The following is a 12,993-nucleotide window of genomic DNA, read 5'->3' on the forward strand; positions in this document are numbered from 1 at the left end:
TATCTAGCGATAATTCCGCCGCTCGGCGAGCCGTCATTTCCCGATCAGTTGGTCAGGCCGATCTCGCGCATCTTGACGTAGACGATCTCGTCGGGTTCGCCGGTCTGCGGCAGGCCGAACAGCGATTGGAATTCCTTGATCGCCGCCTTGGTGCGGGCGCCGACGACACCGTCCAGCTGCATGTCGTCATTGCCGAACGCCTTGAGCCCGGCCTGGATCTTGACGATGCGGGGGTCCGGTCCCTGGGTCGGGGCGGTGCCCGACTGCCCCGCATTCGCCTGCCCGGAATTTGTCTGTAGGGACACCGGAACGGCGGCCTGCGTATCCGGGCGAGGCTGTGGTTTGGGCACGGAGGCGGTCTTCGGCGTTGCGCCAAGCTGATCGAGCAACAGCGCATCGATCTCGCCGGAAGCGTTGAGCCCGACCTTCTGCTGGTAGGCCTGTATGGCCTTGCGTGTATTGGGGCCAGAAATGCCGTCGACCGTGCCGGAATAGAAGTCGAGATCCTTCAATATGCCTTGCACCTGCTCGACCACCGGATCGCCCTTCATCGGGGCGGGCGCCGCATTGGGCCGCACGATGTTGATCGTCGTCTCCGGCTCGTCGGAGGCAGTGTGCGGAAAACCCTGGAAATTGCGGGTGGCGAAGAACGCCCCGGCATGCGGGAAAGGCTGATACCACAGCGCATTCGCCGAGACATAGAACAGCGTCACCAGGAATGCCGTCGATCCACCCACCAGCACGGGATTGCGCGAAATCATGCCGCCGACGGCTATGGCGCCGTCCTGGAAGGCGTTGCTGCGGCGTTTGACCGCCTTAGCCTGTTTTGCGGAGCGAGCCATTTCTGTCCCCTTTCGCCCTCGTCAGCGGCATTGTCAGCACCCCTGCCTCGTTCGCCGGGCGCCCCTTCGGCCCGTTGACCGGCAGGCTGATGGTCACCGTGGTGCCCTCGCCCGGCATGCTTTCGATCGACATGGTGCCTTCGTGCAGCGCCACCAGCCCCTTCACCAGTGAAAGGCCAAGACCGGTCCCCTCGAAACGGCGCGTATAGTCGTTCTGGATCTGCATGAAGGGCTTGCCGAGGTTGGCGAAATCCTCCTCGGCGATGCCGATGCCGGTGTCCCTGACCCAGAAATGCAGGCGCGAGCCGATCCGCTTGGCACCAACGACGACATCGCCGCCATCGGGCGTGAACTTGATCGCATTGGAGACGAGATTGATGAGGATCTGTTGCACCGCGCGGCGATCGGCGTTGATGTCGCCGGCGTCCGGAGCGATCTGCGTCTGCAGGTCGATGTTCTTGGCCTGCGCCTGCAACCGCATCATCGACTGGCACATTTCGACGGCTTCCATGAACCGGAACGGCTCCGGTTCCGCCGTATAGGCGCCCGATTCGATCCTCGACACGTCGAGTATGGACGTCACCACGGCCAGAAGATGCTGGCCTGAATCCCGCACCAGGCCGACATATTCCTTCTGGCGCGGATCCTTGAAGGCGCCGAACATCTCATGCAGCAGCATGTCCGAGAAGCCGATGATGGCGTTCAGCGGCGTGCGCAGTTCATGGCTGACCACCGCCAGGAACCGTCCCTTGGCCACTTCGGCGGCGGCCGCCACCTCATTGGCCTGCGCGAGTTCCCCGCGCAGCCGGGCAGTTTCGTCATTTTCGCGCAAGACCAGCGTGAAGACATCGCCCTGCTCCTCACCGCGCACCAGTTCCAGCAGGAACGGCCGATAGTTATCGGCCATCAAGCGACTGTCATTTTGGCGATTGTCACTCTGGCCGTTGCCGTTCTGGGGCAGCCTGATGCGCAGTTCGAGGCGGCGCGACAGAGCACCATCACGCATGTCGGCAAGGGCGCTGAGATAGGAGACACGATCCGACAGATGGACGCGGTCGAAGAAGCCGGTTCCGGAAAGCAGTTCAGGCGGCAATTTCAAAAGCTTGCGCGCCTTGGCCGAAGCGTCCAGGACCTCACCGTGGCGGGCGACCCGCAGGACCACCGCGTCGATGATGTCTTCCAGCCTATCACCGGGATCCAGCGTATCAGCCGCACCGGTGGTATCGCGAAACGCCGATATGCGGGGGATGAGCGTCAGTGCCCAGGCCAACGGCACCAGCCAATGCCAGGCGGCAATCTGTGCGCCCGCGAAGGGCAGGAAGGCCACGGCCAGAGGCTGAAGGGCAATGGCGGCAATGGCCGAGACCACTCCCCACAAGGCCGCGCGCCGCGAAGCGCCGATCCACCAGGCTTCGAAAGGCAGCGCCACGGCAAGCATGACGACGGGAGAGCTCAACCCGCCGGCGGCGGCGATGAGACCACCGAGGGCAACAGCCGCCATCGCCAGGGCGATCGGAGCGGCCGCGGCCATCTTGCCGGTCGCAGCCGCCAGCAAGGCGACGAACCAGCACAAACCAAAGGCGGCGAAGATGGCGGCCATGGTCACAGCGGCGCCCATGCCTGATGTGACCAGCGAGACCGCGGCACCGGCGGCAAAGAATGGCGCCGCCAGCATGACGCCGATGAAACGGCGCTGGCGTTCGCGGCCGCTCTGCCCAAGAATGGAGGGATGGACCATACGTTCGCAACCGGCGGCAATCGCGCCAGGCAATTCAGCGTATCTGGCCTTGATCGGCATCAACTCAACGCACTCGCACTCGTCGTGAACAGCTCTGCTTTTGCAGATTGTTTTGATTGGCTCTGAAACTCTCATCCAGCGTTTAAGGAATGGATAAGGCAGCGCCGACCAAAGCCCGGCCTGCGGCAAATATCGGGACGGCGGCGGCCGAAAACCCGGGCAAATGCCGCCATAGTAAATGGAGGGTTATCTCCGAAAGCCCGCCGTCAGCGGACCATCGATGGGAAGAGAACCACCCTAATCCGAGGAAACATCAATGGAAACAAGCAGATCGATGGTTATCAGAAGGTAACGAAAATCGTCCCGATATGAAACAAATCCACTGCAAAACGCTTTGTTTCGAATTTGCCTAAAATTTGAGGAAAATTGTCGCCGTGCATGCAAGCCGTCCTTTGTGCCTGTGTGCCAAGATCTTGCCCATAAAAGAGGTCATGCCATATGACGCATGATCCAGTCACGACGAGAGGCGAGGCATGTTCTTCCTGATAAGAATGGCTTTCTGGTTTTCACTGGTGCTGCTGGCGCTGCCGCTGAGTGTCGGTTCCGAGCAGCCCGGGCAGGAAAGCGTCGGGCCGATCCAGGCCCTGTTCGCGGCACGCGACGCGGTGGGTGACATTGCCGGCATCTGCGAGCGCAAGCCCGATGTCTGTGAAACCGGCAAGTCGGCGATGCATACCATCACCGCACGCGCCAAGGAGACGGCCAAGATCGCGGCCGCCATGCTGGACGACAAGTCCGCCGGCCCCGATACCTCGACAATGACGGGTAGCGTGCCGGAAGAGATCGTCCTGCCCGAGACCGTCAACCTGCCGGTAAAGAACTAGGCTGCCGATAAAGAATTGAGCCGTCTCGACGGCACACCGCGGGCCGTCTGCCCTCTCGACGCCCGCGGTGTCCTTGTTTTTTCCGTGACGCGGCACTGCCGCGTGACTATATCCGGGTCATGACGACCACGATCCAGACGATCCGCGACGACTTCTCCTTCCTCGATGAGTGGGAGGACCGCTATCGTTACGTCATCGAGCTCGGCGAAGCGCTGCCTCCCTTTCCCGATGCGGAACGCAACGCCGCCAACAAGGTGCCAGGTTGCGTCAGCCAGGTCTGGCTGACCACCGAAAAGGGATCGGGCAGCGATCCGGTCATTACCTTCACCGGCGATTCGGACGCCCATATCGTGCGCGGGCTGGTCGCGATCATGCTGGCGCTGTTTTCCGGAAGGACCGCCAGCGAAATCCAGAAAATCGATGCGGAAGCGACGCTGAAGGCACTCGGCCTGGACGAACACCTGTCGCCCCAGCGCGCCAATGGTCTCCGCTCGATGGTCAAGCGCATCAAGCGCGATGCCGAGGCGGCACTCAAGCAGACCGCCTGACGCCCCTGTCGGCCAACAACCCTGTCCCCAAAAATCAAACGGCGCCCGAAGGCGCCGTCGATGTCGGTTCGACCTGACAGGGCAGCGACTACCGCGCCTTGCGCTTGCGGCCAAGGCCCATCTTCTTGGCAAGCTGCGAGCGGGCCGCCGCATAGTTCGGGGCAACCATCGGGTAGCTCGGGTCGAGGTTCCACTTTTCGCGATACTGGTCCGGAGTCATATCATAGTGGGTCATCAGGTGACGCTTGAGCGACTTGAACTTCTTGCCGTCTTCAAGACAGACAATGTAGTCGTCATGAACCGAACGCTTCGGATTGACAGCCGGCTTCTGCTTGTCGGCAGGGGGCTGTTCGGCGGTTCCGCCCACGCGCCCGAGAGCGGCATGGACATCGGATATTAGGTTCGGCAGTTCGCCGACCGGTACGGGATTGTTGCTGACATAGGCGGCCACCACATCGGCAGTCAGCTCGATCAGCGCATCATTGTTTCTGGAAGGTGTTTCGACAATATCCATGATCTTCAGGCCCCAACAAGAGTTACGTCGGTCTGCGCCCCTTTTTACAGGCAGGGCATTGCACGAATTTTATGAAGGTAGAATTTCAGCGATTCGTGTCAGGGTCACATCAATGCGACCATAGAACAAGTAAGTCAATTCGCTCTTTGCCTTATATTTACGAAAATTGATCAACTATTCGCCAATCAGCTTCAATCTTTCGTGCATTATGTAATTTTTCGATATTCCGCACGCCGAACCGGCAAAGGCTGACGTTACGTCAGATCATCGTTACATTCGCGACAACTCACAAAACAGGTTTCAATGCTCCGGTTTGCTTTGCCATCGGGCGAACAATCTTGGTTGTCACATCCGCCCGCGAAACCACAGGTTGCCGCCACCTTTTCGTGCAGGCGACCAGGGCGACATGTCCGCCAGCCGGCCGCCTCGGGGCCAATCGATGCCGCTCGATCAATACGGCGTGATGAACCTGCCATAGGCCCAGCCGGTGACGAAGGTGCCGTTCTTGGCCGGATCATGCCAGATCTCACACCAGCGATAGCGAACCGTCTGCCGTTGCTTCCATGCCGGTTGATTGGCGATGTCGAGCAGATTTATACCATCGGTGCATCGTCCGGTCATCTGCAGGACGGTCCCGTTCGGGTATGCGGCCTGCTTCTGGGATGTGGCTGATGGATATTTGCGCACGTTGAGCGTGTCGCCGAACGGCACATTGGCCACTTGCCAAGCCGCGAATACGGTCGCATGAGACTGGCCGGCAAAGACCAGTGTTAACGAAGCAACGGCGAAAGTCGCGGCAATCCGAGACCGAATGGTCATCATCTTTCCTCCCGGCCCATCTCAAGGAGCCGACACCACCTCTAGGCCGCAGCCCTTGAACCCACCCTGATCGGCGTGTTCATTCATCATTCAAGATATTCCCCAGCGAGACGCAATGACCAAGACTCCCCGATTTCCGATCGTCAGCCCGCCAACACCCGAGAAGCGGCCGGTTTCCGATACCCATCACGGCATCACGCGAACCGATGAGTACGCATGGCTGCGAGCCGACAACTGGCAGGAGATGTTCAGGGATTCTTCCCTGCTCGATGCGGGCATCCGCGCCGAACTCGAAGCCGAAAACGCCTATCAGTCGAAGCTGATGGCCGACACATCGGACCTGCGGAAGCAGCTTTTCAAGGAAATGAAAGGCCGTATCAAGGAAGACGATTCATCCGTTCCCATGAAGGACGGGCCCTATGCCTATGGTTCTTCCTTCAAGCTCGGCGGCGAGCAGCCGCGCTATTTCCGCATGCCGCGCGACGGCGGGCCTGAGCAGATCCTGCTCGACGGCGATGTGGAGGGGGAAGGCAAAGCCTATTTCCGGCTTGGCGGTGTCGACCATTCGGCCGATCACGGCAAGCTGTTGTGGGCCTTCGACGACAAGGGTTCCGAGTTCTACACGCTGCGCGTGCGCGACCTTGCCGACGGCAAGGAACTGGCCGACGAGATCCCCGCCACCGGCGGTTCGGGTGTGTGGAACGCGGGTAATGACGGGTTCTTCTACACGCGCCTCGACCCCAACCACCGGCCGTCAAAAGTGCTGTTCCACGCACTGGGACAAGACCCTGAAAACGACCGCCTGATCTATGAGGAAACCGATCCCGGCTTCTTCATGAATGTCGACGGCACCCGCAAAAACCAATGGATCATGATCGGCATCAACGATCACGAAACCTCGGAATATCGCCTGTTGAGCGCCAGCGATCCGTTTGCCGAACCCAGGCTGGTATCGGCGCGCGAAACCGGGCTCCAGTATGAGCTAGAGGAAGGCGGCGACGTCTTCTTCATCCTGACCAATGCGGACGGCGCGAAGGACTTCAAGATCATGACGGCGCCGGCAAGCGATCCGGTTCGCGCCAACTGGCGGGAACTGGTCCCGCATGAGCCGGGCCGGCTGATCCTGTCGGTGATCGGCTTCAAGGACCATATGGTCCGACTTGAGCGCAAGGAGGGCCTGCCGCGCATCGTCGTGCGTGACCGCGCCAGTGGCGAGGAGCACCTGATTTCCTTCGACGAGGAAGCCTTCTCGCTCGGCCTGTCGGGTTCCTATGAATACGATACCGACATCATGCGCTTTTCCTATTCGTCGATGACGACGCCAGCGCAAGTCTTCGACTACAACATGCGCACCCGCGAGCGCATGCTGCTCAAGACCCAGGAAGTGCCGTCCGGTCACGACCCGGACCATTATGTCACAAGGCGGCTGATGGCCCCGGCCGCCGATGGCGAACTGGTGCCGATCTCGCTTCTGCACCATCGCGACACGCCGCTGGACGGATCGGCACCTTGCCTGCTCTACGGCTACGGCTCCTATGGCATTGCCGTGCCGGCCGCCTTCAACACCAACTGGTTCTCGCTGGTCGACCGCGGCCTCGTCTTTGCCATCGCGCATGTGCGCGGCGGCAAGGACAAGGGTTACGGCTGGTACGATGACGGCAAGCGTGAGCACAAGATGAACACCTTCACCGATTTCATCGCCTGCGCGCGCCATCTCGTTGCCGAGCGCTATACCGCGCATGACCGCACAGTCGCGCAAGGCGGGTCGGCCGGCGGCATGCTGATGGGCGCTGTCGCCAACATGGCGCCGGACTGCTTTGGCGGCATCGTCGCCGAGGTTCCGTTCGTCGACGTGCTCACCACCATGCTCGACGCGACCCTGCCGCTGACGCCGCCGGAATGGCCCGAATGGGGCAACCCGATCGCGTCCGCCGACGACTACCGGACGATCGCCGCCTATTCGCCCTACGACAATGTCGCGGCACTCGACTATCCGCCGATCCTGGCGCTTGCCGGCCTCACCGACCCGCGCGTCACCTATTGGGAGCCGGCCAAATGGGTGGCGCGGCTGCGCGACCGCAAGAGCGGCGATAATCCGGTGCTGTTCAAGATCAACATGGATTCCGGCCATGCCGGTGCGTCCGGCCGGTTCTCGCGCCTGGAAGAGATCGCCTATACCTATGCCTTCGCGTTGAAGGTGACGGGCAAGGCACAGCCTGCCGGGGAGACACTCAAATGATCGATCTGTCCACGCTGATTGCCTATATCGCCGTCGTGCTCGGCTTTGTCTTCATCCCGGGTCCGGCCACGCTGTTGACGATCGCCCGGGCAACAAGTTCGGGAACAAAGGTCGGGATCGCGACCGGTGCCGGGATCGCGGCCGGCGACATATTTCACACTGTCATGGCGATGGTCGGCATCTCTGCGATCATCGCCACGTCGGCGACGCTGTTCAGCATCGTAAAATATATCGGCGCGGCCTACCTCGTTTACCTCGGCATTCGCGCCATCATCGAGAAAACGCCGGCCGATCCCTCTGCCGGCGCGCTCGCGATCTCCGCCGGCAAGGCGTTTCGGCAGGCCGTCCTGACCGAAGTGCTCAACCCCAAGACCGCGCTGTTTTTCCTGGCATTCCTGCCTCAATTCGTGCGCCCGAAAACGGAACGGTGATGCTTCAATTGGCCGTGTTGGGAGTTGTCTTCGTCGTGCTCGGCCTCTTCAGTACGGTCGTCTTTGCCGTGAGCGCCGGTCGCCTCGGCAGTTTCCTGCGCCGGAATCCGACCGTGCTGAAATGGCAGGGCAAGGTTGTCGGCGGCATCTACTGCGCCCTGGGCGTACGTCTGGCGCTGCAGCAACGCTGAGGGCTCGGGACAGCACGTTCACTTTTGGGTTCGGCGATCATGACTTTTTGAATTCCGCTTTGCTCATTTGCGCTCGCAATTGTGCCAGCCCCGCGCTAACCAGTGCGCGGCTTTTCGCAAGCCGCACTTGCCATGTTTGCTACTGGGGTATGCCATGCTGCTCGTCGACGTCTATCTCGACAAATCGCCGATCCAGGGCATCGGCGTCTTTGCCAAGCACCACATCCCCAAGGGTACGCTGATATGGAAGCTCGACCCCCGCTTCGACCGGATCATCGACGTCGAGACCTATGAGGGCGAAACCGGGCCGGTGAAGAACTATCTCGACCGCTATTCCTACCCGGACCGGCGCGATCCGGCCTATATCGTCTTCGAAGCCGACGACGCCCGCTACATGAACCATGACGACGAGCCGAATTGCGATGTCTCCTCGCCCGAGGAAACCTTTGCGCTGCGCGACATCGCACCGGGCGAGGAACTGACCTGCAACTACAATCATTTCTTCGAGACGGGCTTCGATTTCCTCGGCGACCGGCACCTGTAGTCTGAAATGGGGACCTGGCCCTAAAGGCCGGGCCTGGAGACTTCGATTGCCCGGCCCCTGTCTCGGCTGCTAGTTTGGGTCTCGAAGAATTCGAGCCCCGGAAATGCTGCGGTCATTCGAGCAACTGCGCGACACGGCAAAGGCCGATCTTTTGATCGCGGCCGACGAGGAGCACGCGGCTTTGGCCGGCAGTGGCGCCTACGCGATGCCGTGGCACTGGCACGATTGCCTGATGTTCATCCTGCCAAGCCGTGGAACGGTCGAGCTCAAGCACGAAGACCGGCGCGAAGGGACCTGGCTGTCGCAGGACCGGTTCGCCGTCGTGCCGCAGAACAGGGCGCACGAGACCCGCGCCGGCATTGGCGCGCACCGCCATGTCGCCATCTATGTCACCGGCGCCATTCTGCGCAGGCTCGACCAGGAGATCGGCTCGCTCAGCGAATTCCATCGGCGCACCCGCGCGACGGTTCTGGTTCGCCGTACCGCCACGGTGCGGGCCCTGCAGGCGCTTTCGCTTCGAAACGGCAGCGGCGCCTATGGCAATTCCGGGGTCAAACATTCTGTGAGTTCCGCCCTGCTCGTTCAATGCATCGCCGAAGTGATGGCCGGCGAGATGATGCCCGGTGCCTCGCATCGGGAACACGGCAAGGCGATGGTCGACGATCTGAAGGAGTTCCTGACCCTTCATGCCGACGAGCAGGTCCCCCTCGACGCCCTGGCGGATCGTTTCGGCGTCTCCAGGCGCCACATCACCCGCCTGTTCCGCGAAGGGACGGGTTTCTCGGTGGGCGAGTTTCAACTGCGTGTCCGCCTCCAGACCGCATGTGAGCTGCTGAGCGGAACCGACCTGCCGATCGGCGAGATCGCCTTCCGGGTCGGCTTCGACAGTGGTGCGGCACTGGCCCACGCCATGCGCCGTGCGGACGGCCGCTCGCCCAGCGATATCCGCAAACGCATGGCCCAGCCGATCAAATCATAAGGCCCGTTCGAACGCGCGGCACGGTCGCCGCCGCCCTAGGCTCTGCGCAATATCCTGCGTAGCGGCCAGAAGGGTGAGAATGCGTCCCGACGTTCGACTTGTCAGTGTGTTTGCCGCCGGCCCCCACGGAGGCAATCCGGCCCCGATCGTCGTCGATGCCGCCGGCATGTCCGACGCCGACATGCAGCAGGTGGCGCGCTCCTTTGGCCATGAGAGCGGTTTCGTGCTCCCGCCACCACCCGGATCGGATTGCGATTTCGCGTTCCGTTTCTGGGTGCCCAACCATGAGATGTCGATGTGCGGGCACGCCACCGTCGGTGCGCTGTGGCTGCTGGATCGGCTGGGAAAACTGCCAGGTGATGACCTAACGATCTGGACCAAGAGCGGCCGGGTCGACGCCAGGATTGGCAAGCGGACAGAACACGGTGCGGCCGTAGAGATTTCGCAGCCCGCTGGCACTGTCGAGGCGCTTCCCGATGCCGACAGGAGCCGGGCCGACATCATCGAAATCCTCGGCATTCGGGCGGACGACCTAGCATCGCCACCGATCCAGAACGCATCAACCAGCCGGGTCAAGACGCTGGTTCCGCTGAACAGCGTGGCGGTGCTCGATGGCCTGAGCCCGGACTTTACCGGGATGGAAGAGCTGTGCGGCCGGATCGGCTCGACCGGCCTCTATCCCTACGCCCTGTTCGACCGAGATGCCCAGATCGTCGATGCCCGCCAGTTCCCGCGTTCGTCGGGCTATCCCGAGGATGCCGCTACCGGCATTGCGGCCTCGGCGCTGGCCTTCGGCCTGCTGTCGAGCGAGACGATCGAGGCATCGGACCGCCCGATCGTCGTCCGCCAGGGCCGCGCCATGCAACGGCCGTCGGAAATTCTCGTCCGCTTCCGTCTCGATGACGGACACCCCACCGGATGCTGGCTCGGCGGCGCCGTCCGGCTGGAAGAGCACGAGAGCGCGTAGTCATGAACGCCTGACCAGAGGTCCGCAGACACAGCATTGCTCAAAATCAAACCGGTCGTAACCAAAGGGGAAAAAAATGCATCGCAGACAGCTTCTTCAACTCGGCCTTCTCGCCGCGCCCGCGATAATTCTTGCTCGCAACGTCAGAGCCGAAGACGCCGAACTGATCGTCGGCTCCAATGTCGGCAGCCCGCCCTTCGCCTATAAGGACGGCGACCACTATTCCGGCTTCGACATGGAGGTGTTCGGCGAAATCGCCAAGGGCATGAACCGCAAGTGGAAGGTCCAGCCGATGGACTTCGGAGCACTTATCCCAGCACTGCAGACCGGCAATATCGATGCGATCGTCTCGCAGCTGTTCATCAAGCCGGCCCGACAGAAGGTGATCGATTTCTCCGATCCCTACTACCAGAGCGGATTGGTGGCTGTTACCAAGGCCGACAACACGACCATCAAGACATCGGACGACCTTGCCGGCAAGACGATCGGAACCGAGACGGGAACCGTCGCAGTCGACTATATCCAGAACCACATCAAGACCGCCACGATCGACCAGATGCCGAACATCGACAATGCGCTGCTGGCACTCGAGGCCGGACGCACCGACGCCGTCGTCTACGACACGCCGGTGTTGATGTATTACGCGAACGGCAACGGCAAGGGCAAAGTCCGGGTGATCCATCCGACACTGGAAGGCCTGGATGTCGGCATCGGTTTCCAGAAGGGCAGCCCGCTCGTCGCGCCGGCGAATGCCGTATTGGCGGCGATGAAGGCAGATGGCCGCCTCAAGGCCATTCGCGAAAAATGGTTCGGACCCGACCAGGCATAAGCGGCCAAATGCCGTGAGAGCAATGACGGCTCTCACGGCTGGTTCTTCGTCCGGCCAACACTTTACTGGACCCCCTGATGACTTTCGAATGGACTGCTATCGTCGACGCCCTGCCGGACCTGTTGCAGGGCCTCGAGCTGACGATGATGATCGCACTTGCCGGCCTCGCCGGCGGCATCGTGGTGGGGGCATTGACCGGCGCACTCCTCACCTATGGCGGCTGGCTGGCGCAGGCTCCCGCGCAGATCTATGTCGCCCTGATCCGCGGCACGCCGATCACCGTGCAAGTGATGTTCATCTACTTTGCGCTGCCCATCCTGATGAACATCCGCATCAGCGCAATCAATGCCGGCATCCTGACGCTGATCATCAATTCGGGGGCCTACAACGCCGAAATCATTCGCGGCGCACTGGAAAGCGTGCCCACCGGCCTCAAGGAGGCCGGCCTGTCCATGGGCCTGAGCTTTCGAAAGGTGCTTGCCTATGTCATCGCGCCCATAGCAGTCCGGCGCGCGCTGCCGGCCATGGGCAACCAGCTTGTCTCGGTGGTCAAGGACACGTCGATCTTCCTCGTCATCGGCGTCGGCGAGTTGACCAGGCGCGGACAGGAGATCATGTCGGCGAATTTCCGGGCCGTGGAGATCTGGACGGCCGTGGCGGTGATCTACCTCATCGTCATCAGCATCCTTGCCCTCAGCCTGCGGTTTGTCGAACGGGCGGCGCGTCTGCCATGAGCATGGTCGAGTTCAGGAAGGTCTCGAAGCAATTCGGCGCGCATCGCGTCTTGCAGTCGATCGATCTTGCCGTCGATCGTGGCGAGGTGGCGGTGGTGATCGGTCCGTCCGGATCGGGCAAGTCGACCATGCTTCGCTGCATCAACGTGCTTGAGAAGGTGAGCGACGGCGACCTTCTGGTCGACGGCCTCAGCGTGCTTGGCAACCCACGCGACATCAGGCGTATCCGGCTCGAGGCCGGCATGGTGTTCCAGCAGTTCAACCTGTTCCCGCATCTGACGGCGATGCAAAACGTGATGTTCGGGCCCATCCGGTCGCGCGGCAAAGGCAAGGCAGAGGCGCGCGAGATCGCCGCCGCGCTGCTGCGGAAAGTCGGCCTTGGCGACCGGATGCAACACTATCCGTCGCAGCTCTCGGGTGGCCAGCAGCAAAGGGTGGCCATAGCTCGCTCGCTTGCCGTCGGACCGAAGCTGATGTTGTTCGATGAGCCGACATCGGCTCTTGATCCGGAATTGCGGCAGGAAGTGCTGCGAGTCATGCAGACGCTTGCGACGGAGGGCATGACGATGATCGTGGTGAGCCATGAAATGGGCTTCGCCAAGCGGGTCGGCTCACGCCTGCTGTTCATGGATGGCGGCCAACTCGTTCATGACGGCAAGCCGGCAGACTTGCTGTCGCATCCGCCAAGCGAACGGTTTCGCGAGTTCCTGCAGCACGTTCACTGATGGAGTATC

13 protein-coding genes and 1 pseudogene are annotated in these 12,993 nt (G+C 61.7%); 10 read left to right on the top strand and 4 right to left on the bottom strand.

The features are described from left to right. Positions 1–44: 44 nt before the first annotated feature. Together FJ977_RS03780 and FJ977_RS03785 are read right to left on the bottom strand one after the other, a co-directional pair. A complete protein-coding gene (locus tag FJ977_RS03780) occupies positions 45–842 on the bottom strand; it encodes a peptidoglycan-binding protein (protein ID WP_140768662.1) in 798 nt (265 codons plus the stop codon). After that, positions 817–2,580, bottom strand: a complete 1,764-nt coding sequence (locus FJ977_RS03785) for a HAMP domain-containing sensor histidine kinase (protein ID WP_140768664.1) — start codon at positions 2,578–2,580, stop codon at positions 817–819. Before FJ977_RS03785 ends, FJ977_RS03780 begins: the two co-directional genes overlap by 26 nt. Before the next feature lie 533 nt (positions 2,581–3,113). Between FJ977_RS03785 and FJ977_RS03790 the strand changes: the two genes are divergently transcribed. Both FJ977_RS03790 and FJ977_RS03795 read left to right on the top strand, forming a co-directional pair. After that, complete coding sequence (locus FJ977_RS03790) at positions 3,114–3,464, top strand: DUF5330 domain-containing protein (protein WP_140768666.1); 351 nt, start codon at positions 3,114–3,116, stop codon at positions 3,462–3,464. 119 nt (positions 3,465–3,583) lie between these two features. Continuing rightward, positions 3,584–4,012 carry a SufE family protein gene (locus FJ977_RS03795; protein WP_140768668.1) on the top strand — a complete coding sequence of 143 codons (429 nt, stop codon included), beginning with the start codon at positions 3,584–3,586 and terminating at the stop codon, positions 4,010–4,012. An 88-nt stretch (positions 4,013–4,100) separates the two neighbouring features. Here FJ977_RS03795 and FJ977_RS03800 read toward each other — a convergent pair whose 3' ends face one another. Both FJ977_RS03800 and FJ977_RS03805 read right to left on the bottom strand, forming a co-directional pair. Then, entirely contained in the window at positions 4,101–4,526 is a 426-nt protein-coding gene (locus FJ977_RS03800; protein WP_140768670.1) for a MucR family transcriptional regulator, read from the bottom strand. Between the two features lie 450 nt (positions 4,527–4,976). Further along, complete coding sequence (locus FJ977_RS03805; RefSeq protein WP_140768672.1) at positions 4,977–5,345, bottom strand: SH3 domain-containing protein; 369 nt, start codon at positions 5,343–5,345, stop codon at positions 4,977–4,979. A 115-nt stretch (positions 5,346–5,460) separates the two neighbouring features. On the opposite strand from FJ977_RS03805, the gene FJ977_RS03810 reads away from it, so the two are divergent. The 8 genes and pseudogenes from FJ977_RS03810 to glnQ all read left to right on the top strand — a co-directional run bounded on the left by FJ977_RS03810 (position 5,461) and on the right by glnQ (position 12,984). After that, complete coding sequence (locus FJ977_RS03810; RefSeq protein ID WP_140768674.1) at positions 5,461–7,584, top strand: S9 family peptidase; 2,124 nt, start codon at positions 5,461–5,463, stop codon at positions 7,582–7,584. After that, positions 7,581–8,206, top strand: a pseudogene (locus FJ977_RS03815) (LysE family translocator). The gene FJ977_RS03810 and the pseudogene FJ977_RS03815 overlap by 4 nt, the downstream one beginning before the upstream one ends. Positions 8,207–8,360: 154 nt before the next feature. Further along, positions 8,361–8,750, top strand: coding sequence for an SET domain-containing protein-lysine N-methyltransferase (locus FJ977_RS03820; protein ID WP_140768676.1), 390 nt, complete (start codon positions 8,361–8,363; stop codon positions 8,748–8,750). Positions 8,751–8,853: 103 nt separating this feature from the next. Continuing rightward, positions 8,854–9,729, top strand: coding sequence for an AraC family transcriptional regulator (locus tag FJ977_RS03825; protein ID WP_140768678.1), 876 nt, complete (start codon positions 8,854–8,856; stop codon positions 9,727–9,729). Between the two features lie 79 nt (positions 9,730–9,808). Then, complete coding sequence (locus tag FJ977_RS03830) at positions 9,809–10,696, top strand: PhzF family phenazine biosynthesis protein (protein ID WP_140768680.1); 888 nt, start codon at positions 9,809–9,811, stop codon at positions 10,694–10,696. Positions 10,697–10,772: 76 nt separating this feature from the next. Beyond that, on the top strand, positions 10,773–11,525 hold the full coding sequence (locus tag FJ977_RS03835; protein ID WP_140768682.1) for a transporter substrate-binding domain-containing protein: 753 nt from the start codon (positions 10,773–10,775) through the stop codon (positions 11,523–11,525). A 77-nt stretch (positions 11,526–11,602) separates the two neighbouring features. Beyond that, a complete protein-coding gene (locus tag FJ977_RS03840; protein ID WP_140768684.1) occupies positions 11,603–12,259 on the top strand; it encodes an ABC transporter permease subunit in 657 nt (218 codons plus the stop codon). Next, a complete protein-coding gene (glnQ, locus tag FJ977_RS03845; protein ID WP_140768686.1) occupies positions 12,256–12,984 on the top strand; it encodes a glutamine ABC transporter ATP-binding protein GlnQ in 729 nt (242 codons plus the stop codon). Before FJ977_RS03840 ends, glnQ begins: the two co-directional genes overlap by 4 nt. Positions 12,985–12,993 lie beyond the last annotated feature (9 nt).

This window comes from Mesorhizobium sp. B2-1-3A (genome assembly GCF_006442655.1).
Classification (GTDB): domain Bacteria; phylum Pseudomonadota; class Alphaproteobacteria; order Rhizobiales; family Rhizobiaceae; genus Mesorhizobium.

Excerpts from the sequence above, each read along its gene's own strand:
- FJ977_RS03790 (WP_140768666.1), top strand. The coding sequence starts at position 3,114 with ATGTTCTTCCTGATAAGAATGGCTTTCTGGTTTTCACTGGTGCTGCTG.
- FJ977_RS03840 (WP_140768684.1), top strand. The coding sequence starts at position 11,603 with ATGACTTTCGAATGGACTGCTATCGTCGACGCCCTGCCGGACCTGTTG.
- FJ977_RS03805 (WP_140768672.1), bottom strand. The coding sequence starts at position 5,345 with ATGACCATTCGGTCTCGGATTGCCGCGACTTTCGCCGTTGCTTCGTTA.
- FJ977_RS03825 (WP_140768678.1), top strand. The coding sequence starts at position 8,854 with ATGCTGCGGTCATTCGAGCAACTGCGCGACACGGCAAAGGCCGATCTT.
- FJ977_RS03800 (WP_140768670.1), bottom strand. The coding sequence starts at position 4,526 with ATGGATATTGTCGAAACACCTTCCAGAAACAATGATGCGCTGATCGAG.
- FJ977_RS03785 (WP_140768664.1), bottom strand. The coding sequence starts at position 2,580 with ATGGTCCATCCCTCCATTCTTGGGCAGAGCGGCCGCGAACGCCAGCGC.
- FJ977_RS03795 (WP_140768668.1), top strand. The coding sequence starts at position 3,584 with ATGACGACCACGATCCAGACGATCCGCGACGACTTCTCCTTCCTCGAT.
- FJ977_RS03810 (WP_140768674.1), top strand. The coding sequence starts at position 5,461 with ATGACCAAGACTCCCCGATTTCCGATCGTCAGCCCGCCAACACCCGAG.
- FJ977_RS03780 (WP_140768662.1), bottom strand. The coding sequence starts at position 842 with ATGGCTCGCTCCGCAAAACAGGCTAAGGCGGTCAAACGCCGCAGCAAC.
- glnQ (WP_140768686.1), top strand. The coding sequence starts at position 12,256 with ATGAGCATGGTCGAGTTCAGGAAGGTCTCGAAGCAATTCGGCGCGCAT.
- FJ977_RS03835 (WP_140768682.1), top strand. The coding sequence starts at position 10,773 with ATGCATCGCAGACAGCTTCTTCAACTCGGCCTTCTCGCCGCGCCCGCG.
- FJ977_RS03820 (WP_140768676.1), top strand. The coding sequence starts at position 8,361 with ATGCTGCTCGTCGACGTCTATCTCGACAAATCGCCGATCCAGGGCATC.
- FJ977_RS03830 (WP_140768680.1), top strand. The coding sequence starts at position 9,809 with ATGCGTCCCGACGTTCGACTTGTCAGTGTGTTTGCCGCCGGCCCCCAC.